Annotated in this window: 15 protein-coding genes and 1 pseudogene; 7 read left to right on the top strand and 9 right to left on the bottom strand. The window is 74.7% G+C overall.

Features of this window, described 5'->3' with window-relative positions; translation table 11 throughout:
- Window positions 1-136: 136 nt before the first annotated feature.
- From D7318_RS12015 to D7318_RS12005, 3 genes are all read right to left on the bottom strand, one after another.
- Window positions 137-3,184: an FAD-binding and (Fe-S)-binding domain-containing protein gene (locus D7318_RS12015; RefSeq protein WP_120696903.1), complete on the bottom strand. Its 3,048-nt coding sequence runs from the start codon at window positions 3,182-3,184 to the stop codon at window positions 137-139.
- A 38-nt stretch (window positions 3,185-3,222) separates the two neighbouring features.
- Window positions 3,223-3,849, bottom strand: a complete 627-nt coding sequence (locus D7318_RS12010) for an NADPH-dependent F420 reductase (protein WP_120696902.1) — start codon at window positions 3,847-3,849, stop codon at window positions 3,223-3,225.
- Window positions 3,850-3,921: 72 nt separating this feature from the next.
- Window positions 3,922-5,694, bottom strand: a complete 1,773-nt coding sequence (locus D7318_RS12005) for a thiamine pyrophosphate-binding protein (RefSeq protein WP_120696901.1) — start codon at window positions 5,692-5,694, stop codon at window positions 3,922-3,924.
- Between the two features lie 119 nt (window positions 5,695-5,813).
- On the opposite strand from D7318_RS12005, the gene D7318_RS12000 reads away from it, so the two are divergent.
- Complete coding sequence (locus D7318_RS12000) at window positions 5,814-7,580, top strand: SMI1/KNR4 family protein (RefSeq protein WP_183091373.1); 1,767 nt, start codon at window positions 5,814-5,816, stop codon at window positions 7,578-7,580.
- Between the two features lie 156 nt (window positions 7,581-7,736).
- Here the strand turns inward: D7318_RS12000 and D7318_RS34935 are convergent.
- A pseudogene (locus D7318_RS34935) lies at window positions 7,737-7,814 on the bottom strand (MerR family DNA-binding transcriptional regulator); the annotation flags it as partial.
- 149 nt (window positions 7,815-7,963) lie between these two features.
- On the opposite strand from D7318_RS34935, the gene D7318_RS11990 reads away from it, so the two are divergent.
- Window positions 7,964-8,425, top strand: a complete 462-nt coding sequence (locus D7318_RS11990) for a DUF6174 domain-containing protein (RefSeq protein ID WP_230423655.1) — start codon at window positions 7,964-7,966, stop codon at window positions 8,423-8,425.
- A gap of 147 nt (window positions 8,426-8,572) precedes the next feature.
- Here the strand turns inward: D7318_RS11990 and D7318_RS11985 are convergent, their stop codons facing one another.
- Window positions 8,573-8,989, bottom strand: a complete 417-nt coding sequence (locus D7318_RS11985; RefSeq protein ID WP_120696900.1) for a YciI family protein — start codon at window positions 8,987-8,989, stop codon at window positions 8,573-8,575.
- A 241-nt stretch (window positions 8,990-9,230) separates the two neighbouring features.
- Between D7318_RS11985 and D7318_RS11980 the strand changes: the two genes are divergently transcribed.
- Window positions 9,231-9,875, top strand: a complete 645-nt coding sequence (locus tag D7318_RS11980) for an HAD family hydrolase (RefSeq protein ID WP_120696899.1) — start codon at window positions 9,231-9,233, stop codon at window positions 9,873-9,875.
- Window positions 9,876-9,920: 45 nt separating this feature from the next.
- Here D7318_RS11980 and D7318_RS11975 read toward each other — a convergent pair whose 3' ends face one another.
- The 4 genes from D7318_RS11975 to D7318_RS11960 form a co-directional block, all read right to left on the bottom strand.
- On the bottom strand, window positions 9,921-12,422 hold the full coding sequence (locus D7318_RS11975) for an SCO7613 C-terminal domain-containing membrane protein (protein ID WP_230423654.1): 2,502 nt from the start codon (window positions 12,420-12,422) through the stop codon (window positions 9,921-9,923).
- Between the two features lie 79 nt (window positions 12,423-12,501).
- Complete coding sequence (locus D7318_RS11970) at window positions 12,502-14,367, bottom strand: NAD-binding protein (protein ID WP_120696898.1); 1,866 nt, start codon at window positions 14,365-14,367, stop codon at window positions 12,502-12,504.
- Between the two features lie 173 nt (window positions 14,368-14,540).
- Entirely contained in the window at window positions 14,541-15,878 is a 1,338-nt protein-coding gene (locus D7318_RS11965) for an ABC transporter permease (RefSeq protein WP_120696937.1), read from the bottom strand.
- 6 nt (window positions 15,879-15,884) lie between these two features.
- Window positions 15,885-16,736 carry an ABC transporter ATP-binding protein gene (locus D7318_RS11960; RefSeq protein WP_120696897.1) on the bottom strand — a complete coding sequence of 284 codons (852 nt, stop codon included), beginning with the start codon at window positions 16,734-16,736 and terminating at the stop codon, window positions 15,885-15,887.
- A 279-nt stretch (window positions 16,737-17,015) separates the two neighbouring features.
- Between D7318_RS11960 and D7318_RS11955 the strand changes: the two genes are divergently transcribed.
- The 4 genes from D7318_RS11955 (at window position 17,016) to D7318_RS11940 (ending at window position 22,828) form a co-directional block, all read left to right on the top strand.
- Entirely contained in the window at window positions 17,016-17,291 is a 276-nt protein-coding gene (locus tag D7318_RS11955) for a hypothetical protein (RefSeq protein ID WP_147437668.1), read from the top strand.
- Window positions 17,291-17,824, top strand: coding sequence for an EF-hand domain-containing protein (locus tag D7318_RS11950; RefSeq protein ID WP_120696895.1), 534 nt, complete (start codon window positions 17,291-17,293; stop codon window positions 17,822-17,824). Before D7318_RS11955 ends, D7318_RS11950 begins: the two co-directional genes overlap by 1 nt.
- Window positions 17,825-17,988: 164 nt before the next feature.
- On the top strand, window positions 17,989-18,408 hold the full coding sequence (locus D7318_RS11945) for an effector-associated constant component EACC1 (RefSeq protein WP_120696894.1): 420 nt from the start codon (window positions 17,989-17,991) through the stop codon (window positions 18,406-18,408).
- Window positions 18,398-22,828 (top strand): WD40 repeat domain-containing protein, encoded by a 4,431-nt coding sequence (locus D7318_RS11940; RefSeq protein ID WP_147437667.1) that lies wholly within the window; start codon window positions 18,398-18,400, stop codon window positions 22,826-22,828. The genes D7318_RS11945 and D7318_RS11940 overlap by 11 nt, the downstream gene beginning before the upstream one ends.
- Window positions 22,829-22,878 lie beyond the last annotated feature (50 nt).

Raw genomic sequence — 22,878 nt, 5'->3', positions numbered from 1 at the left:
TAAGGGCCCGGGGTCTGCCCGTTGAATGAGCACGAGGCCAACGGTTGGCCTGTCGTCGTCGCCGACGCCGTGTCGCCGCACTGCGTCCTGACCCGGGTCCGGCCCTACTGACGCGCTCGACGGCTCCCGCGGCGCGCTACTCCCCTCCCCTGCGCGCGTTCGCCCTGCGGGCCAGCAGGACGGCGACGATGAGGGCCGTGCCCGTCGCGCCCGCGGGGAGGAGGCGGGTGGGGCGGGTGCCGGGGGGCTCCATCGACTCGCGGGGCGGGTCGGGGAGCGCGGCGGCCAGGGCCTCGGCGAGGTGGGCGGGGACGCGGTCGCGTTCGGCCTGGGCGATCTGGGTGCGGCAGCTGAAGCCGTCGGCCAGGATCAGGGAGTCCTTCGGCGCCCGGCGCACCGCGGGCAGCAGGGCCGCCTCGGCGCAGGCCATCGAGACGTCGTAGTGGCCGCGTTCGAAGCCGAAGTTGCCCGCGAGGCCGCAGCAGCCCGCGTCCAGGATGTCGGCCTCGATCCCGGCCCGCCGCAGCAGGTCGCGCTCGGCGTCGAAGCCGAGCACCGCGTACTGGTGGCAGTGGCGCTGCACGACCGCGCGCGCGTCGACGGGCGGGGGGCGCCAGTCGGGGGCGCGCTCGTTGAGCAGCTCTGCCAGGGTGCGGGTCTGGTCGCGCAGGCGCGTGATGTCGTCGGAGCGCGGCAGGAGCTCGGAGGCGTCGGCGCGGAAGACGGCGGCGCAGCTGGGCTCGAGGCCGACGACCGGGATCCCGGCGTGCAGGTCGTCGCGGAGCACGGCCGCGGTGTGCCGGAGCGCGCGGCGCGCCATGTCGAGCTGGCCGGTGGAGATCCAGGTCAGGCCGCAACAGACCGCGCGTGTGGGCACCTTGACGCGGAAGTCCGCCGCCTCGAGCACCTCGACCGCCGCGCGCGCGACCGAGGGGTGGAAGTGGTCGGTGAACGTGTCGGGGAACAGCACCACCTGGCCGCGTCGCCCGCTGCCGCGCGGCTCGCCCCGTTGGCGCCACCACGCCGTGAACCGCTGCTCGGCGAACGCGGGCAGGTCGCGTTCGGGGGCGATGCCGCCCAGTGCCTTGGCGGCGCGCGCCAGCAGGGGGGCGGATGTGATGGCGTTGACCGCGCGGGGGGCGTGCGCCGCCAGGCGTGCGACCACGGGGAGCCAGCCCATCGAGTAGTGCGCGCGCGGGCGCACGCGCCCCGCCCAGTGGTGGTGCAGGAACTCCGCCTTGTAGGTGGCCATGTCGACATTGACCGGGCAGTCGGTCTTGCAGCCCTTGCAGGCCAGGCAGAGATCCAGCGCGTCGGCCACCTCGGTGGAGCGCCAGCCGCCGTCGACCGGCGAGTCGTTGCGCACCATCTCGAAGAGCAGGCGCGCGCGCCCGCGCGTGGAGTGCTCCTCCTCGCGCGTGGCGCGGTAGCTCGGGCACATCACGCCGCCCTCGAGCGAGCGGCACTTGCCCACGCCGACGCAACGGGCCGCCGCCCGGCTGAACTTGCCGTCGTCGGCCGGGAACGCGAACACCGTCGGCGGCTCCATCGGCCGGTAGTCGGCGCCGAGGCGCAGGTTCTCGTCCAGGTGGTAGGGGTCGACGACCTTGCCGGGGTTCATGCGGTTCCCTGGGTCGAAGACGGCCTTCAGCCGCTCGAACGCCTCGATCAGCTCGGGCCCGAACATCTTCACCAGCAGCTCGCCGCGCGACTGCCCGTCCCCGTGCTCGCCGGAGAGCGAGCCACCCAGGCCGATGACCAGCTCGGCGGCGCGCTCGACGAAGGCCCGCATCCGCGTCACGCCCTCGGCCGTCTCCAGGTCGAACGGGATGCGGGTGTGCACGCAGCCGTGCCCGAAGTGGCCGTAGACCGCGGGGCGGCCATAGCCGAACTCCCGGCAGAGTGCCTCGTATCCGCGCAGGTAGTCGCCGAGTCGCTCGGGCGGCACGGCCGCGTCCTCCCAGCCCTCCCATGTGTCGGGACGCCCCGGCACATGGGCCGTCGCGCCCAGGCCCGACTCGCGCACGAGCCACAGCTCCGCCTGGTGGCGCGGATCGTCGTACCAGGTGTGCGCGACATCGTCGGGGAGCGCGTTCAACAGCTCGTGCGCCTTCCCGTCCGCCTCCTCGCGCGTCTCCCCCGTGAACTCGACCATCAGATACGCGGAGCCCGAGGGCAGGACCCGTAGCCCGTCGGGGTTGAGGTGCTTGATCCGCTGGTCGGTGACCAGCTGGTCGTCCACGCCCTCCAACGTGTGCGGGCGGTGCGCGAGAACGGCGGGGACGCCGTCGGCCGCGGCGCCGATGTCGGGGTAGCCGAGGACGACGAGCGCGGTGTGCTTCTCGACCGGCACCAGCTCGAGCTCGGCGCGCAACACCGTGACCAGCGTGGACTCCGAGCCGACGAGCAGCCCTGCCACGTCGAAGCCGTGCTCGGGCAGGAGCGAGTCGAGGTTGTAGCCGGAGACGCGCCGCGGGATGTCGGGGTAACGCTCCCTGACCAGCTCGGCGTACCGCTCGCGGAGCGCCACCAGGTGCCGGTAGATGTCGGCCTCGCGCCCGTTGCCCGAGACCAGGCGGGCCAGCTCGTCGTCTGAGGTGGGGCCGACCCACATCCGCAGGCCGTCGTGGGTGAGGATCTCGAGCCGCGCGATGTTGTCGACGACCTTGCCGTAGGTCTGGGCGGTGGAGCCGCAGGAGTTGTTGCCGATCATCCCGCCGATCGTGCAGTTGGGGTGGGTGGCGGGCCTGGGGCCGTACATCAGGCCGTGGGGGGCCAGGCGCCGGTTGAGGTCGTCGAGCACGATGCCCGGCTCGACGACGCACACCCGGCGCCCGGCGTCGAGCGAGACGAGGCGGTGGCAGTACTTGCTCCAGTCGATCACCACGGCCGCGTTGCAGCACTGGCCCGCCAGGGACGTTCCGCCGCCGCGGGACAGCAGCGGCACGTCGTGCTCGTGGCACACCGCGACCGCCTCGGCGGCGGCCTCGGGGGTGCGGGGGAGGACGACGCCGATGGGGATCTGCCGGTAGTTGGAGGCGTCCGTCGCGTAGGCGGCCCTGCTGCCCGCGTCGAAACGCACCTCGCCGTCCACCCGTTCGCGCAGGGCGGACGCGAGGGCGTCCGGGTCGGCGGTCACCGGCGGGCGGCGGACCATGGGCATCGGCAGGTCGATCGGGTCCATAGGGCGTCCTCTCCGGCGGGCCGCGGTCGTCCGGCGGCTCAGGCCGCGTCGAGCAGGCTGTGGGTCTCGTCGGCGGACAGCTCGGCGGTGTAGACGCGGCTGCCCGGCTGGTGTTTGCGGCCGCCCCTCGCAAGGTTGCCGGCGTCCACCACGTCAAAGCCGATCCGGTCGATCAGGTCGCCGACGGTGCGCTTGGCCTCGTCGTCGTCGCCCGAGACGGGGATGGCGAGGCGGTCGGGGGCGCCCTTGGGGCGGGCGCGGTCGCGCAGGTTGTACCAGTAGATGGCGTTGAACGCCTTCACCACGCGGGCCCGCGTGTACTCCTGGATCTTCTCGCTCGACGTGGTGCTGTCGTCGTCGAGCTCGGGGTCGGCGCCGTCGCGCTGGGGGTAGTAGTTGCAGGTGTCGATCACAACCTTGCCGCGCAGTGCGGCGGCGGGCAGCTCGAGATAGCGGCCGTAGGGGATGGAGACGACGACCACGTCGCCGAAGTCCGCCGCCTCCTCGGCCGTGACGGCGCGGATCGAGCCCTCGATCGCCTCGACCAGGTCCTCGAGGGTGCCGGGGCCTCGGGAGTTGGCGATGGCCACCTCGTGGCCCGCGTCGGTGAGGTGGGCGGCGAGGGTGGCGCCGATGTGTCCCGCGCCGATCATGCCGATGCGCATGGGTGAGCCCTTCGTTTCGTGTCGCTCGGGTGGGTCGCGTCGCTCGGGTGGGGTGACTCGGGCCGGGGCCCGTCACTTGTGGGTGAGCTGCTCGATCCGGTCCTTGGCCAGCGTGGTGGCGATGGTGGTGCGGCGCGGCTGGCCCTTCGCGAACGCCTCCGCGAACTTCCTCGCCTGCCCGTACTCGACCTTGCCCGGCATCGGCGGCTCGTCCTGGTCCACGTCGATGTCGACCAGCGAGGGGCCGTCGTGCCCGAGCGCGTGCTTGATCGCCTTGGTGACATCCTTGCCCCGGCCCACCTTGAGGCCATGGCCGCCGCAGGCCCGCGCCCAGGCGGAGAAGTCGGTGAACGGCTCCTGGTAGCGCACGCCGTGCTCGGGGTAGCCGAGCACCATCTGCTCCCAGAGGATCTGGCCGAGGGAGTTGTTGTTGTTGACCACGACGGTGATCGGCAGCTTCGCGTGGACGGCGGTGACGAAGTCGGCCATCAGCATGGCGAATCCGCCGTCGCCCACGTACGCGATGACCTGCCGCCCGGGGAACGCGTGCTGCATCGCGATGGCGTAGGGCAGCCCTGGGGCCATGGTGGCAAGGTTGCCTGAGATGAAGAAGTCGCGATCCCTGCGGATCGTCCAGTGCCGCGCCGCCCACGTGGCGACGGTGCCGCTGTCGCACGTCAGGATCGCGTCGTCCGACGCCAGGTCGTCGATCGCCCCGATCACGTGCTGGGGGGCGACGGGGTTGCGGCGGGGGTTCTCCAGGGCCTCCATCCGCTTGCGCCACTTGTCCATCGCCTCCTGGTACTTCTCCAGGTGGCGGCGGTCCTTCTTGGGGTGCAGCAGCGGGAGCAGCGCCGCGAGCCCCTCCTTCGCGTCGCCGATGACCGGCGCCTCCACCGGCATCCGCACGCCGGCGCGCGCCGGCTCTGCCTCGAGCTGGACGGTGCGGACCGCGCCCGGCTGCGGAAGGTGCTGCGTGTAGGGGAAGTTGCAGCCGACCATGAACAGCGTGTCGCAGTCGTCGATCAGCTCCTCGCCGGGGCGGGTGCCGAGCAGGCCGATGCCGCCCACCGCGAACGGGCTGTCGTCCGGGATCACCGCCTTCCCGGGCAACGTCTTGATCACCGGGGCGCCGAGCGTGTCCGCGACCGCCAGGATCTCGTCCCGCGCGCCGCGCGCCCCGACGCCCGCGAGGATGGCGACCCTGCGCCCGGCGTTGAGCACGTCGGCGGCCTTCCGCAGATCGGATGCGCGCGGCAGTCCTGGCGCCGGTGCGTACACCGGCGCGGTGACGGGTGGGCGCGCCGGGGTGACATGGCGCCACGGGTCGGCGTTCGCGTCGGCCACCTGGATGTCGTTCGGCAGCGTCAGATGCGCCACCCCGCGGCGCGAGAGGGCCGTGCGCACGGCGATGTCGACGATGCCGGGCAGCTGGACGGGGTTGTTGATCACCAGGTTGTAGCAGGACACATCGGCGAAGAGGTGCTCGACGGGCACCTCCTGCTGATAGCCCGTGCCCAGCACGGAGGTCTCCTGGGTGCCGGTGATGGCGAGGACGGGGACATGGTCGAGCTTGGCGTCGTAGAGGCCGTTGAGGAGGTGGATCGCGCCGGGGCCCGAGGTGGCGAGGCAGACCCCGAGCTTCCCGGTCGCCTTGGCGTAGCCGGTGGCCATGAACGCCGCCGACTCCTCGTGACGGACCAGGACGAACCTGATCCGCTCGCGGTGCCGGCGCAGCGCCTCCATGACGCCGTTGATGCCGTCCCCCGGGAGACCGAACACGGTGTCGACACCCCAGTCGATGAGGCGTTCCACCAGGGCTTCCGATGCGATGCGGTGTGCCATGGGAACACCCGATCCCACATGGGGCACGGGGCGAAACCGCTCTTACGCCGACCGGCCCAAGTACCGCCCGGCGGGCGGCCGGGGACGGATTGTCAGTGGGGGATGTCACGCTGGGTGACATGGAGATCGAGGAGTGGCGGTCGTTCCTGACACGGTGGAGCGGCGAGTGGGCGGACGCGGTCGAGGCCGTGGACCGGGAGCGCGGCGGGCGGCCCGGCGACGCGGAGGCGCGCGAGCGGCGCTGGCTGGGCTTCCCCGCGGCGTCCGACGAGCGGACAGCGGCGCTGGAGGCGCGGCTCGGCGGGGTGCGGCTGCCACCGTCGTACCGGTCGTTCCTCGCGGTCACCGACGGCTGGCGGCACGCGGGCGGCTTCGTGCGGCTGCTCGGCGTGAGCGACCGGGTGGACTGGCACGGCGACCCCCATGGCCGCGGCGCCACATGGGGAGACGACGCGGGGTTCCCCGCCGACCTGTGGGCGCGGTCGCTCCAGCTGGCGATCGAGTCCGACCTGACCGATGTGCTGCTCGACCCGGCCGACGTGGGCGCGGACGGCGAGTGGGCCGCGTATGTGTACGCGGGCTGGGCGGCGAGCCCGCCGGAGCGGTTCGCGTCGTTCGCCGAGGCGATGCGCGACCTGTACCGGCGGTGGCACGCGCTGCGCGCGGACGAGCCCGGCTTCGTCAACGGGACGACGCGCGCTCTGGACGCGGCGGTCGACGAGGCGGCGCGGGCGAGCCTCGCGGGGGAGGTGGCGGAGCCGCTCTCGGTGCTGCGGACGGCGGCCGGGTTCGGGCGGCGGCGGGCCAGGGCGCTGCTCGGCGAGGCCGAGGCGCTGCTGTCGCGCGGCGGCGGCGGGTCGTGGCGGGGTCGGCGCCTCGGGCGGGGGCGTGGCGCGTCGTTCCGCGCCCCTGCGGTCCCCGAGGTCTATCGGCCGCCGGGCCCCTTCGGCGACGCGGTCGCGGCGGCGCGTGAGCTGGCGCGGTGGGGGGACACCGACGGCGCGTGGCGGGTGGTGGCCGAGGCGCTGCCCGCGTGGCGGCCGCGCGAGGGCGCGGAGTTGCTCGCGCCCGTGGGGCTGCTGGCCGATCCGGTGCTCGGGCCCGTCATCACCCCGGAGCGCGGGCGGTCGATCCTGGCCACGCCGCGCGGCGGGGCGGCCGCGCCCGTGCCGTCGACGCCGCCGCCCGCGGCGGAGCCCGACGGGCTGGCGTGGCTGGTGGACGGGGGACGGCGCGCGCCGTACCGGCTCGTGCTCGTCGAGGGCGTTCCGCCGGGGGAGTTGGCCGCGCGGGTCGGGGAGGGGCCGCTGCTCGACCCGGTCGACGAGCGGGAGCTGTTCCGGCTGCGGCACGGCGTGAGCGGCTGGAGCTCGGGGCCGCGGCCCGGGCTGGCCCGCGTCGGGACGTGCGGGGGCGGCTGGAGCTTCGCCTACGAGTCGCGTCCCGAGCCGTGTCACCCGGGACGGCGGGTGGCCGGGCCCGGGTCCTCGGCCTCCCGGGGGACGCGGGCGGTCATGGTCTGGTCCGACGCGCCCGGCCTCTTCCATGTCGCCCTCGCGGAGGATGGGCGCGAGACCGGCCGGTTCACGCTGGATGACTGGGACGCCGAGCCGTCGCGGGCCGGGACGATACCCGAGGGCCTGGATCCCGGCCCGTTCTTCCCGGCCGGTGGTCGGCGTCGCGAGGCGGATTATCTGGCGTCCCTGGCCGAGGAGTCGGGTGTCTCGCTGCCGCGCCTCGCCCTCACCGCAGGGCGCCTGCCCGCGGTGCGGGTGCCCACCTGGCTCGCGCCTCTGCCGCCGGACGCCCCGCGGATCTCGATCGGCTTCCTGGGCGCCGATCCGGCCCCGCGGCCGCGTTCTCGAGGGTGGCCGGGTGGGGGGTGAGGCGTATGGCTGACGCGGCCGAGCGGGGGGCCCTCTGCTTGGAGGGGGCGCCCCGTCCGCCGATGCTCCGCGGAGATGCGGAAGGTGGTGCGCGCCTCGGCGGGCGCGCCCAGCGGGCGGACGAACGGGACGGTCCCGGTGAGGTCGACATTCGGGAAGCAGTCCGATCCGGTGGTAGTGCCGCACGGTGCGGGTGGTGACTCGGGCCGGCGCGGCGAGTTCTCCGATACGCATACGGACAGTGAAGACGTTGACGCCGCGACAAGGTCAAGCGGCGCATGCGCCGGGCGACCCCGGATCCGGCGGGCGGCCCCGGGCGTCGAAGGGACATGAGGGCCTTGAAACGGGCGGCGAAACACGCGGCGAGACGGGCGGCGGCCCCGGTGAGCCTCGTGGCGCTGTGCCTCGCGCTGGCGGGCTGCGGGGACGACGGCGGCGACGAGGGCAGCGGCGGCGGGGAAGGCAGCGGCGGCGCGCAGGTCGGCGCCCCGGGCTGGACCGAGCCGGACGCCTACCGGTACACCCTGGAATCCATGTGCGGCGAGCGGAGCTTGATGGGCGTCTTCGACATCTCCGTCGAGGGCGGCGAGGTCGTCGAGGTCGCGGCGTTGGACGTCTCGGCCGAGGCGTACCTCGGCCACAGCGACGACGTGCCCACCATCGCCGGTCTGCTCGACCTCGCCGAACAGGCCAGGGACGACGGCGCTGACGAGGTCACCACCGACTACCCGAAGGGCGCGCCCGAGGGCGAGGGCCCGCCGTCCGGCATCACGATCGACCGCGACCGGGACGCGATCGACGACGAGGAGTGCTACACGATCAGCGACTACACCCCCGCCGCCTGAGGCGCTTTCGCGCGCGGCCGTTCGCCTCACGCGCCGCCTCCTGGGCGGTGTCCTCGGCCGGGGCGAAGTGCCCGAATCGGCGCACCAGGGCGCCGAGGACCTGCGGCGCGTGGCGGCGCGGCAGATCCTCGAGGCCGGGCCCATGCGTCATACGCCCGCGCCGGGGGCGTCGGGGATGGGCCGGATGACGACCGGCAGGGACGGTGACCCGGCGGGCTCCGGGCAGCGCGCGACGCGGGCGGCGATCTCGGTGACCCGCTCCAGGCTCTCGCACTCCAGCACCCAGTACCCGGCGAGCAGCTCCTTGGCCTCGCTGTACGGGCCGTCGGTGATCAACGGCTGGCCGCCGTCGGCGACGCTGACCCAGCGGGCCTGGGCGGGCTCGCTCAGGCCGTTGGCGTCGATCAACTCCCCGGACTCGGCGAGGTCGTTGTTGATCGCGGCCATGTGGTCGAGCATCGCCTGGATCTCCTCGGGGGCCCAGGCGGGGTTCCCCTCGGACGCCTTCCCGCGCAGCGCCTCGTAGCCAGCCTGCGAGCCGAGCACCATGAGCATGTACTTCACGACGATCCCTTTCCGTTGGGGCGCCGCCCCTGGCGGGGCGGCTCTCACAGGAGACACAGGAGACACAGGAGACATCGGAGCCGCCGATGGGTTGTCGACACCTCCGAGGGCATGCGTTCATGATGACTTTCCGTCACCGGCCGCCCGCGTCACATCCCCCCACCGGCTGAACGCGCCCGTGCGGGGAATGCTCCCAGGGAGGGGCCGCCCGCCCGGGCGGGCGTCGAGGGAAGGGGCGGGGATGGCGTACCGGGGGCTGATCCTGGACTTCGGGGGAGTGCTGACCGAGGGCGTGCGCGAGTCCGTCGCCGCGTGGGCCGCGGCGGAGGGGCTGCCCGCGGACGCGTGGGCCACGACGTTGGGCGAGCACCCCGAAGGGCGGGCGCTCTACCGGGAGTTGGAGCGCGGGGCGCTCTCGCAGCAGGAGTGGAACGCCGCGACCGCGCGCCTCATCGGCGTCGCCCCCGAGAACCTGATGGGCCGCGCCTGGGCGGGGGTCAGGCCCGCCGCGGGGATGGTCGCGCTCGCGCGGGAGGCGCGGGAGGCCGGGCTCACGGTGGCGATGCTGTCGAACAGCTTCGGCCTCGACCCGTATGACCCGTACGGGCATGTGGGCGTCTGGGACCTGTTCGACGTGGCGGTCATCTCCGAGCGCGAGGGCATCGCGAAGCCCGACCCCGTGATCTATCAACGCGTCCTCGAACGCATGGGGTTGACGGGCGCCGAATGCGTGTTCGTGGACGATGCCCCGGTCAATCTGCCGCCCGCGCGCGCGTGTGACATCACCACCGTGCATGCCGACCCGCACGGCGACCCGACCGCCACCGTGGCGCGGGTGGCGACGCTCCTCGGGCTCCCTGGGCGGGTGGCCGCCCAGCCGGGTTGAGCCCGGGCCCCAGTCCAGGTCTCAGTCCAGGTCTCAGCCCGGGCCTCAGTCCAGGCGGCGCCAGGTGGCGTGGATGCGGCGGGCCTCGTTCATGCGGCGCTCGTACGTCGCGCCCAGGCACAGCAGGAGCAGGCCCGCGCAGGCGGGAGGCGTCCAGCGGGGGAGGAGGCCGAGCGCCGTGGTGAGGTACGGGCCCCATTCATGCGCGGCGACGAGCGCCACCGTCGCACCGCCGAGCGCGAGCAGGGCGCGCAGGCGGTGCCGCGCGCCCACGATGGTCACGGCGAGCGCCCCGGCGCCGAGCAGCAGGGCGCGCGCCCCGTCGGGCCCCGAGAACACCACCACCAGGCTCGGCAGGAACAGCGCCACAAGACCCGCCCCATAGCCCCGCCACGACGAGACCGAGGCGTCCCCGCGCCGCCGCACCGCGCCCAACACCAGGGCGGCGACGGCCAGATGGAGGGTGTACGCCTCGGGCACCGCGACCTCGGACGCGGCCAGCCGCACCCACAGCGCCGCGCTCAGCAGCGCCGTCGCGGCCACCCCGGCGGGGATCCGGCGCTCGGGGCGCAGCGCCACCGCCGTCGCCACCGTGCCGCAGACGCCGAGCGCGAGCGACGCCGTCGCGGCACCGCCCGAGGCCAGCACGAGCGCCCACCCCGCGACCGCGTACCCCGCGCCCTCGAGGGTGGTCGAGCGGGCGCGCGCCGTTCCGACCCCGGCCGCCACCGCGGCCACCGCCACGCCGAGCACCGCGAACGCCGCCCACTCCGAGGGGACTTCGAACGCGGCGGGCACCGCGCGGGCCAGCCCCGCGAGGCACAGGACAGCCGCCGCCTCGGCCACGCGCCGGTGCGTGGCGTTCACCGCGCGCCCGCGCGCCACCACCAACGCCGCCGCGAGCGCCCCCAACACGGCGAAGGTGGCCGCCTGTTCGGCCAGCGCCCAGCCGGTCGCCGTCGCCGCGAGCGCGAGGCCGGTCGCGCCCGCCACCGCGTGCCGCGCCATCAGCAGACCCGCGGCCGCCGCCACGAGCGCGGCCAGCGTCGGCGCATAGCCGACTCCGGCCGCCAGCAGGGCCGTTGCCCCGGTGGCGGCGGCGAGCGGCAGCGCCACCCGCGCCGCCCACAGCCGCAACACGGCGTTCTCGCCCAGGCGTCGCACCGCCACCGCCAGGGCGGCCAGGACCCCGAGCGCCAGCGGCGTCACCGCGCCGCCCGACCAGGCGAGTTCGGGCCCGAGCGCATCGCGCGCGGGCCCGCCGGGCACCCCGTCCCATGCCGCGCCCGCCCACGCGAACGGCCCCCACGCCGCCTCCGCCACCGCGGGCAGCGCCCACAGCAGCGCCGCGCCCTGCGCGAACGCGGCCGCCAGGCCGAGCCCCGCGCCCATGGACGCCCGGCCCCGACCGCCGAGCCCGCGCCGTTCGAGCCACCACGCCACCGCCAACAGCCCGACGGACGGCAGCAGATACGCCGGAACGGCCCACCGCCCCAGGCCACCGGCCGCGCCGAGCAGCGCGAGACCCGCCCCCGCCGCGAGCAACGCCCGCTCCCCCGGCCGCCGGTGGGCCGCCCACAGCAGCGGCGGCGCGACGGCGGCCAGCAGCAACGCCCCGCTCACCGACGGGGCAGGGGAGCCCGCGGCCATGCCGCCGAGCGGCAGCGCCTCGGCCAGCAGGAGCGCGAGGCCCCCGGTGACCAGCGCGCCCACCCACGCCGTGGCCCGCGCCCCGGCCGAAGGACCGCGCCGCGCGACCGCGAGGGCGACATCGGCCCAGGCGGTGGCCAGGAGCGCCCATGCGACGTCCCCTGGCCCGCCGTTCAGAGCCAACGCGGCCAGCGGCAGGGCGAGTTGGGCGACCACCACGGCCGTGGGCAGCACAAGCCGCAGCCCCGGCTCGGGCAGCAGGCGGCCGTACCAGGCCCAGAGCGCGGCGATCGCCGCCGCGCACGCCGCGGCATAGCCGAGGCCGTCCGCCTCGGGGAACGCCGTGCGATGCAGCCCGAAGGCGTCGAGGAGCAGCAGGACGAGGCCGAGCGTGGCCACCACCTCGGCGGTGGCGTTCAGGCCCCGCCGCAGCAGCGTCACCGGGGCCGCGAGGGCGGCCGCGGTGAGCGTGAGCAGCACGAGTGTGCGGCCGCCGAGGCCAATGCCGCGCCAGCTCAGCAGCATGAACGTCAGCGCGGCCAGGGTCAGCAGCCCGCCGCCGAGGATCAGCAGGGTGTCGCGCGCCGTGCCGGGCGCGGCGTCGGCGGGCGTCGGCGCGGGTGGGGGTGCGGGCGCGCCTCCTGCTGGGGGAACGCCCGCCGGACCGTTCGCCCGAACGCCCGCCCGCAGCCCGCCGAGCAGCGCCTCCCGCCGCACGAGCAGCCCCGAACGCAGCGCGTCGAGGCGACGCAACTCGCCGTCGATCGCCCGCAGTTCGATGGGCCCCGGCCCCTGCAACGGCAGCCCGCACGCGGGGCAGGGCGCCTGAAGCGGCGTGGTCACGGTCACCGTCGCGAGGCAGGCGGGGCAGTATGTCACCGGCGCGCTGGTCTCCATGCGCGCCAGCGTCCCGCGTCCCGCGCCCTCGCCACATCCGCTCGACTACTCAGATCCGACCCCATGGTGAGCGGACCGTTCACCCCGCCGCGCCCGACTCGGGCCGTCTGCCGAGCAGTTCGGCCAGGCCGCGGCGCGTCGTCGCGAGCACCACCCGGTCCTCGGGCCTGAGCACATAGCCGCGGTGGAGATTCCACAGCAGATCGCCGGGCCTGGCGCGTTCCTCATCGGTGCGCGCCGCCGCCAGGTCGGGCCGCCGGTCGGCGGGCGCCGTCGTGTCGAGCGCCAGCACCCGCCACGCGCCCGGCCGCGACGCCTCGGCCACCGTCCGCCCCGCGAACGCCGGAACGGCCGCCACCTCCACCGCCACGAACAGCAGCACCTTGCGCTCCACCGGGATCGCCCCCAGGATCTGCCGCCCCATCATGGCGCTGGCGAACGCCGGCGCGGCCAGCGTCGTCACGCTCCTGCTGCGCGTCACCGCGCCGGGGTGCGCGGCGCGCAGCGACCGGTAGACGGCCGTCGCGAAGTCGTCGTCGTAGATCCGCAGCGCCACCCGCAGATCCGGCTTGACGCTCCTGCCGTACAGCGCCGCCTCGAGGTTGGTGGTGTCCGCGCTGGTCAGCGCGAGCAGGGCGTGTGCCCGGTGCACCTTCGCGGCCTCCAGCACCCCCTCCTCCGTCACATCGCCGAGCACCACCGGCACCCCGAGACGGCGCGCGAGCGGGATGCCGCGCGCCTCCGGATCCTCCTCGACGCACACGACCGGGATGCCCAGCTCCCGCAGCCGGGACAGCACGCGGCTGCCGATCTTGCCGAGCCCGAGCAGCACCACATGCCCGGACAGGCCGCGCGGCGGGCGGCGCAGCGCGGTGGCGCCGCGCACCGCCCCCAGCGCCTCGAGCGCGCCCGCCACCAGGACCGGGAGCAGCGCCAACCCGATGAGCCCCGCGAACAGTTGGAGCGCCTGCCGCACGGTGGGCTCGTCCACGGCCGGGTCGTTGATGGAGAAGAGGTCGAGCAGCACCAGGTGGATGGCGTGCACCGGGTCGTCGCCCGTGGTCAGCACCGCCGTCGCGGTGAGCGCGAGGACCGCGGCGAGCCCGCCCGCGAGCGAACGGCGCAGGCGGCGCGAGAAGATCTCCGACAACGGCGCGCCCCGGCGCGCGAGCCGGCGCGGGGAGAGCGGGGGGCCGGTGTGCCGAACGGTCTGGAGCACGACCGTGCCGCGTCCGGTCGCGGCGGCCACCGCCTCGTCGTCCGGGAGGAGTTGGGGCCCGCTCGCGCCGCTGCGGTCCGAGCCCTCCTCGCCCGCCGGGTCGCTCGCGGTCGAGGACAGCAGCGCCAACGTGCACAGGCCCGGGTCCGCGAGCCCGCCGTCGCGGGGCGGCGTGCGTTCGACGGCCTGGAGCAGCAGCCCGTCCGCCTGCACGACCTTGCGCGTGTCGGCCACGGCGGTGGCGGCGAGCGCGGGCGCGGCGGTGTCGGCGTCGGACAGCACGGTCGTGGACGCGGGCGGCGCCGAGCCGCCGGTGGCCAGGGCGGCGGCCTGGTCGAGGACATCGGTCAGATGGCGGCCGAGCGTCCGGTTGTAGGAGCGGATGACCACCCGCAGCCCGGGGTTGAGGCGCCGGGCGGCCAGGGCGGCGCGGATGTTGATCTCGTCGTCGTCATGGACGAGCGCCAACGCCGTGGCCCGCTCGACGCCCGCCTGCCGCAGCACGTCATCGGTCGGCTCCTCGGCCGCCAACTCCGTGACGCGCGGCACCGGTTCGCCGTCGGATCGGCCCATCGCCGCGGACAGCCGCCCGAGCAGCGCGGCCCGCCGCTCCCCGCGCCCCGTGCCACGGGTGGACGGCACGACGAGCGTGACGCGTTCGCGATACACCTCGTGCAGCTCACCGGCCAGCCGGGTGGCCAGCGCGTCGTCACCGCACACGATCATGTGGCCCGTCGGGGCGGGGGGAGGAGTGGACACGGCCCAAGCCTCCTATGCCATAGGGCAGTTCGGAACCCCGCGATCTTGGAGTCGGCCACCCCCGAACGCCACCGAGGGCAGTCGCGGGGTGCGACTGCCCTCGGGTGGCTGGGGACGGGGAGCGGGGGGTGATGACCGGTTCAGGCGGCCACCGCCACCGACTCGATGGCCGGGACGCGCAGCGCGCGCCGCGCGGTGACCAGGCTGGTCACCAGCGTCGCCGCCGCGGCGATGCCCACGATGCCGAGCCAGATCCCGAGCCCCTCGTCGGGCAGCGTCTGGTCCGTCCTGGCCACCGTGAAGGGCACGATCCCCGCGAGCCCGGCCAGCGTTCCGAAGAACACCCCCATGCCCGCGAGCACCAGGGCCTCGACCACGACCATCTTCTGCACCTGCGCCGGGGTCGCCCCGATCAGCCGCTGGCGGCCGAACTCCGCCCGGCGGTAGGAGACCGCCGCGTAGAGGGAGTTGATCAGCATGATGCAGGAGAAGATCACGATGATGCCGACCACGACCATGTTGACGGTCTCGACGTTCTTGTCGTCGACCGACCTGGTCAGGCCCGAGGCGTCGAGCGCCGAGCTCTCCACCGCCTGGATGTACAGCGTGGCGATGCCGATCCCGGTGAAGCAGATGAGCGGCATCAGTACACCGGCCAGCTGGTCGGCCCTGCGGCGGATGTTGGTGACCGCCAGGTAGCCGCCCGCGCCGCCGATCAGCGAGACCGGCCGCCCGAAGACGGTGAGCAGCATCCGCAGCAGCCCCGGCGAGAGGGCCGCGAAGCCGATCGACAGCAGGATCGCGCCATAGGCCGCGGGGGCCATCAGCGCCGGGTCGTCCGACGGCATCGCGAACGTCGTCGACGCGCCGCCCGCGCCCGCGACCAGCGCGAGCAGCCCACCGATGGTGCGCGCGCGGCCGCGCGGCGCGCGCCCCCCGTCCGCCGCCCTGGTCGCCCTGCGCACCGCGAGGAAGGCGGCGCCCATGGAGGCGATCAGCGTGATGCCGAACCCGGAGCCGAGCGCGATCGGGCCGAACGCGTAGTCCACGCCGCCCGCCACCTGGTCGGTGTCCTTGAACATCTCGAGCAGCAGCCGCCCGCCCAGCATCGCGGGGAGGACGGCGAGCAGGGCGCCGACCACCGCGACCGCGAGGGCCTCGACCATCACCATCCGCTTGATCTGTGCCGGGGTCGCCCCCGAGCAGCGCAGCAGGTGCAACTCCTCCTGCCGCTGGCGGACGTTGATCGTCAGCGTGGAGGCGATCGCGAAGAACACCAGCAGCGAGCCGTAGCCGCCGACCACGCCGCCGGTGAGCGTCAACGTCTCGGAGCTCGCGTCGTCCACGCCCACCGCCCCGGCCGTGTCGTGCAGCGAGTTGAACATCATGGTGATCGCCGCGCCGAGCGTCGCGGCCATCAGGGTGCCGACGAACCGTCCCGGCCGCTGCCGGACCGATCGCATCGCGAGTGACAGCATCATGGGTCAGTCCCCCGTCCGGACGTTGATGGTGTGGGCGTCGAGGTGGTGGGCGTCGGCGTGGTGCGTGTGGTGGCCGTTGGCGCCCTGGGCCACCGTGTCGCCGAGGTGCGCCAGGCGCTCGGCAACGGCGTCCACGGTCGGCGCGTACATGTCGCCGGCGAGTCGGCCGTCCGCCAGGAACAGCACCCAGTCGGCATACGAGGCCGCCACCGGGTCGTGGGTCACCATGACCACCGTCCTGCCGTGCTCCTGCACGCTCTCCCGCAGCAGTCGCAGCACGTCCCGCGCGCTGCGCATGTCGAGCGCGCCGGTCGGCTCGTCCGCGAAGATCACGCTGGGCTCGGTGACCAGCGCCCGCGCGATGGCGACGCGCTGCCGCTGACCGCCGGAGAGCTGGTCGGGCAGGTGGTCGAGGCGCTCCCCGAGGCCCACGTGCGTGAGCACCTCGCGGGTGCGCGCCCGGTTGATCCGGCGCCGGGCCAGCTTGAGCGGGAGCGTGGTGTTCTGCTCCACCGTGAGGGTGGGCATCAGGTTGTACTGCTGGAAGATGAATCCGATCCGGCGCCGGCGGAACTTCGCGAGCCCGGACTCCCCGTGCCCGGTCATCTTCGCTCCGTCGACCGTCACGGTCCCCGAGTCGGGGCGGTCGAGTCCGGCCGCGCACTGGAGGAGCGTCGACTTCCCCGAGCCCGAGGGGCCCATCACCGCGGTGAAGGTCCCGGCGGGCAGGCTCAGCGACACGTTGTCGAGCGCGGCCACGGCGTTGTCGGCGGAGCCGTAGACCTTGCTGACGCCATCGAGACGCAGGGCCTCCGCGCTCCTGGCAGGCCCGGCCCCGCGGTTCCGACGAAACATTGGTCATCCCTTTCCCGTCCGGCGCCCTGTGCGCCACGTCTACAAAGTTACGGACGGTCGCGGACGCGGACACTGGGTCCACGGCCCGAACGTGGGGTGGTGCTGAGTACACCCGAGAGGTGTACTCAGGGGCGGAACGCCGCTGCTGGGGGGACGGGTGGGGCTGCGGATCAGGGTGTGCGGGCCGGGACGGGGCCGGGGCTGTCCCGCGGGGTGACGCGGGGGGTCCCGCGGGGCCCTCGGCGATCGGGGGTGGTCGGCGTCCAGAGCGTCGCCAGGGTGCTGACCGACCCGTGCCACGAGTCGAGCGGCGCCGCGCCGCACGAGACGCTCGGCATCGGCAGGACGAACGTCGTGGCCCCGCAGGACGGCGTGGCGGACGTGGGCAACACCCCGACGTCGAAGGGTGTCGTGATCCGCCTGGAACGTCGAACCGTCCGAGTCCCCGCTTTCACTCGTTCCGGTGAACCCTCCGTCGCTTCGGCCCCTGCCTGCCCGCCCGCTTGGTTCCATCGTGCCGACGGTCAGGTGAAGTTGGGCGAAGGGGAGGCTTGATGAAGGCGGAAGCTGTCAGCCGGGTCAGTGTGGTGTTCGCGCTGTTCGACGCCAATGGGAACGGGGAGTTGGAGGCCGATGACTTCGACCTGATGGCGCACCGTGTCGTCCAGGCGGTGCCAGGGGCGGACGAGGCGGCCAAGGGGGCCGCGGTGGAGGCGTTCCGCGGGTACTGGACCGCGCTGGTCGGGGAGTTGGACACCGACCTCGACAACAAGGTGAGCTTCGAGGAGTTCAAGGCCATCGTGCTCGCCCCCGAGCGGTTCGACGCGGCGCTCGGCGCGTTCGCCGACGCGCTCGCCCACCTGGGCGACGTGGACGGCAGCGGCACCGTCGAACGGCCCGTGTTCGTCGCGCTGATGACCGCCATCGGCTTCGAACTCCCCAACATCCACAAGCTGTTCGACGCCTTCGGCCCCGACGATGACGACCGGGTCACGGTCGACACGTGGGCCGCGGGGATCCGCGAGTACTACGCCCCCGACGCCTCCGGCATCGCCGGCGACCACCTGGTCCCCGCCGCCGTGGCCTGACCCCCCTTCCGGAGCCCCGGCCGCCCGCCCGGCGCCCGGGGCTCCGCCGTGTCCGCCCACGCCGGGCGCACGGCGGAGTCGACCCCGGCATCGGCCTTTCGGCCCTCGGCCGCCGATGGGTAGCCTCGGAGCACCGAGGACATCGGGGGACAGCCGGGGGGAACATGCGTGTCGTCATCACCGTGCGCGGGGACGGGGATCAGGGCGGGGCCGAGGGGGCGTCCGCCGCGCGGGAGCTGCGCCAATGGCTCGTCGGCGAGCGGGAGTTGCGGGGGCGTGTCCACCCCGAGGGGCCCGCGGATCCCGAGGCCGGGACGATGGGCCCGGCGGCCGACGCCCTCGTCGCCCTGCTCGAACCCGGCGGCGTCGCGGCCGTCTTCGCGGGGGCGCTCATCGCCTGGGTCCAGACGCGCCGCGGCAGCTACACCGTCACCGTGACCAGGGCCGACGGCACCGAGGTCACCGTCTCGAGCCGCCATGTCCGAGGCCTGAGCCCGGATGAGATCGCCGCGCTTGCCGAGCGCCTGGCCAGGCCGTCGGGCGAGGGCGAGGGTGAGGGCGGGAACCCGGGCCGTGCGCGGTGACCTGGCCGTTCCGGGCGCCCGCGCGGTACTGATCGGCACGGGCCGCCACGACCCGGGCTCGGACCTGCCCGAGCTGCCCACCGTGGACGCCACGCTCGACGGCCTGGAGCACGCGCTCCACGACGTCTGCGGCATGGCGGCCGAGCGCGTCACCCGGGTGCCGGGCGCGGCGGGCCCCGACGAGGTGGTGGCCGCCGTCGAGGAGGCGGTCCTGGCCGCCACGGGACCCGTGCTGCTCTCCTACGTCGGCCATGGACTCCTGGGCCCGCGCGACGAGTTGTACCTCGCGACCCACGCGAGCCGATCCGCGGGGCACATCGCGGGCGCCGTCCCCTACCGCACCCTGCGCGACCTGCTCGGCGAGGCGTCGCACGGCAGCCTCGTCGTCCTCGACTGCTGCTTCTCCGGGCGCGCCAGGACCCCCGGAACGGGCGGCGGCGCGCGGCAGCCGTTCGCCTCCGCCCGCCCCAGGGGCAGCCTCCTGCTGGCCTCGGCCTCCCACTACCAGCTGTCGTTCGCGCCCCCTGGCGAGCCGCACACCCTCTTCGGCGGTCGCCTGCTGCGGCTCCTCACCGAGGGTGACCCGACGGGCCCGCCCTGGCTGACGGCGGACCGCGTGTTCGCCGTGCTGGACCGGGAGTTCGCCGACGGTCGCGTGCGCCCGTCCCGGCAGAGCGAGGGAACGCTGGGGGAGTTGGTCATCGCCCGCAACCGCGCCGCCCCCGAGCCGGGCCCCGACGAAGAAGGGGCGCGCGCCGAGCCGCCCGCCGATGTGCCGTGCCCCTACCCGGGGTTGGAGCCGTTCAGGGCCGAGGAGAGCCGTCACTTCTTCGGCCGTGACGAGCTCAACGAGCGGCTCCTCGACGCCGTCACGGGCCCCGGCGATGGGCCCGTGGTCCTGGTCGGCGCGTCGGGCGCGGGCAAGTCCTCACTGCTGCGCGCCGGGCTGCTCGCCGGGCTCGAACGCCGCCACCTCGAACGCCGCCATGCCGAGGGCGATCCCGAAGTCCCGTGGCCCGCCGTGCTGTTGCCCGCCCCCGGCGAACGCCCGCTGGACGCGCTCGCCGAGGTGTGGGCCGGGGCCACAGGCCGTGCGCGCGACGACGTGCGGGACGCGCTCGACGAAGGCCGCCTCCCCCCGGCGCTCCCGGGCCGCCCGGCGTGCGGGCTGCTGGTCGTCGACCAGTTCGAGGAGGTGTTCGCCCACCGTGTGGACCCGCATGAACGGGGCTCGTTCATCGCCGCGCTCGCGGGCGGCGGCGGCACCGGGGCGCGCCCTCGCGTGGTGCTAGGGCTGCGCGCCGACCACTACGGCAGCTGCCTGGCCCACCCCGACCTCGAACGCGCCCTCGAACGCGGCCAGTTGACCGTTGCCCCGATGCGGGAACGCGAGCTGCGCACCGCCGTCGACGGCCCCGCGGCCGTGGCCGGTCTGCGCCTGGAGCGCGGGCTCACCGAACGGCTGCTGCACGACCTGCGCGAGGGCCGCCCAGGCGACGACACGGCGGGCGCGCTGCCGTTCCTCGCCCATGTGCTGCGCGAGACCTGGCAGCGGCGCAGCGGCACCAGGCTCACCCTCGCCGGATATGAGGCGGTCGGCGGCATTTGGCGCTCGGTCGCCACCACGACCGAGGACCTGTACGAGGAGCTCGACGACGAACAGCGCGCCACACTACGGAAGTTGCTGCCCCGCATGGTGCACCTGGCCCCGGATGGCACCGGCATCCGCTCGGCGGTCCGCGACCGCGTGCCGCTCGCCACCCTGCTCGACGGCCTCCCGCCGAACGCGAGGGACCTGTGCGACCGGCTGGCCGAGCGGCGGCTGATCACCGTGGACCGGGACTCGGCGCAGATCGCACACGAGGCGCTGCTGCGGGAGTGGCCGCAGCTGCGCCGCTGGATCGAGCAGGACGCCGCCACCCTGCTGCTGCGCCAGGAGCTGCGCGCGGTCGCCGACGTGTGGCACGCGGCCGAGCGTGACCCGGCGTACCTCTACCGGGGCAGCAGGCTCCAGGAGGTGCTGGAGCTCGGCGAACTCCCCGAGCGCGAACGGGTGTTCGTGGCCGCGAGCGAGGAGACCGAGGAGCGTGAACGCCACCGCGAGGCCCGCGGGGTCACCGCGCTGCGCCGCTCGCTCGGCGCGGTGGCCGTGGCGCTGTGCCTGGCCCTGATCGCCACCGCGGTCGCGTGGGTCCAGCTGGGGAACGCGAACGAGCAGCGGCGCAACGCCGAGCAGCAGGGCGAACTCGCCACCCACCGTGCCCTGTTGGCCCAGGCCGAGAGCGCCCGCGCGACCGACCCGCGCGAGTCGCTGCGCCTGGCCATGGCCGCCCACGCGCTGCGCCCCACGGCCGAGGCGCGCGAGGCGCTGTACACCACGCTGGCCACCCAACCGTTCCGCGGCGCGGACCAGTTGGAGACGGCGGACGACGCGTCCGCCTTCCCCGGCGTCACCGTGCTCGGCGCCGACGGGCGGACGCTGGCCGGTCTTTCGGACGAGGAGGACCTGGCGTTGTGGGACGTGGGCCCCGGCTCCGACCGGCGTGCCCCGCTGGCGCACCTGCCCTGCCGGACCGACTCCTACTCCGGCGAACCCCTCGCGCTCGGCGGCCCCGACAGCGCGACGCTGGCCACGCTGTGCGGCGACGGCGCGGTCTCGCTGTGGGACATCGCGGGGTTCGCCGAGGGCGCCGAGCCCGAACGCCTCGCGTCGTTGGGGATCGAGGGGGCGTCGGGGGAGCCGACGGCGGTCGGACTGAGCCCGGACGGCGGGACGTTGGCCGCCATCGGATGGGAGCACGAGAGCGGCGAGACGCTTGTCCTGTGGGACATCTCCGACCCCCGAAGCCCTCGGCGGCTCTCGGTCACCGAGGAGGAGGACCACGCGTCGGCCGTGACGTTCGGGCCCGACGGCCGGACCCTCGCCGTCCAGGGGTTCGAGGGCGTGCGCGTGTGGGATGTGAGTGACCCCGCGCGACCCCGCGCGGGCGGCTGGGTGGACGAGGCCTTCCGCGCGGCGGTCGTGTTCAGCGCCGATGGCGGCCTGCTGGCCGTGGGGGAGGATCGCGCGATTCGGCTCTTCGACGTCAACTCACCCGGTGATCCGGAGGAGTTGGCCGAGTGGACGGCCCACACCGAGACGATCGGGACGCTCGCCTTCTCACCCGACGGGCGCCGACTCGCCAGCGCCGGATTCGACCCGAACATCGCGCTGTGGGACGTGCGCGACCCGAGGGAGCCGGTCGAGGAGACCCGCCTGATGGGGCATGGCTACATCGTCGAGGCGTTGGCGTTCGACCCCGAGGGCCGCTCGCTGCTCTCGGTGGACGGCATCGCGTTCGAGACCATCCGCTGGGACCTGGCGGACCTCCGGGGGATCGACATCGTTCCCGAGCCGATCCTGGGCACGGCGCGCGCTTGGCCGACGGGGGGCGGTGGCACCACGCTGGCCGTCGGCCAAGGGCCCGAGGTCCGGCTGCTCGACATGACCGACCCGGCCGCGCCCGGCGTTGTCGCCACTCTGCGGGGACGCCCCGAGAGCGGCGTCATCGACGTCGCGTTCAGCGCGGACGGCGGGCTGCTGGCCGCGCTGCACGGCGACGGCGAGCTGGCGCTGTGGAACGTCACCGACCCGGCCGAGCCGCGTCAGCTGGGCCAACTCGACGTCGAGGAAGGGGTGGTGGACTCCCTCGCCCTCTCCCCCGACGGCTCGCTGCTGGCGCACAGGGGCGACAACGTCCTGGTCTGGGATGTCAGCGATCCCGCGCGCCCTTCCGAGGTCGCGTCGTTCGAGTCGACCGCCTCGGTGGGTGACCTCGCGTTCCTCCCCGACAACCGTCGCCTCCTCATACCCGAGAGCACCGGCGTCAGCCTGTGGGACGTCTCGACCGGGGACGCCGTCGAGCTCGACCGGGCGCAGCGGCCCGGCGATCCCGCCGTCCTCGCCCCCGATGGCGCGACCGTGGTGACCGAGGGGTGGCTCGGAAGCATCGAGAGCAACAACCTGTTGCTGTGGGACGTCGAAGGGCCGGGCGCCCCCGAGGTGGTGGGCAGCACCGAGCCGGGAGGCGATGTGATGTCGCACCTGGCGTTCCACCCGGGCGGCGATCTGGTGCTGGGGGCCGCCAACGACGGAACGGTCCGCGTGTGGGCCGTGGGCGAACGCGCCGAGCCGCACGTGGCGTTCAGGCTCCCGACGCATGAGGACGCCGTGCTGGACGCGGTGTTCTCCCCCGATGGGCGGTATCTGGTGACGGCGAGCGGCGGTGGCTCGTTCGTGTACGACCTGGGCGATCACCCGGCCATCGCGGCGGACACGGTCGGCATGGCCTGCCGCGTCGCGGGCGGCGGCCTCCACGCGTGGGAGTGGGCCGAGCTCGCCCCCGACATCCCGTTCCGCGAGAGCTGCCCCGCGGGCTGAGCCGTTCCGCCGGAGATGTCCCGCAGGGGGTGGCGGCGTTCGCCACGACG

This window comes from Streptomyces radicis (assembly GCF_003626575.1).
In the GTDB taxonomy this organism is placed as follows: Bacteria; Actinomycetota; Actinomycetes; order Streptomycetales; family Streptomycetaceae; genus Streptomyces; species Streptomyces radicis.
This window is presented reverse-complemented; position numbering and strand designations above follow the sequence as displayed.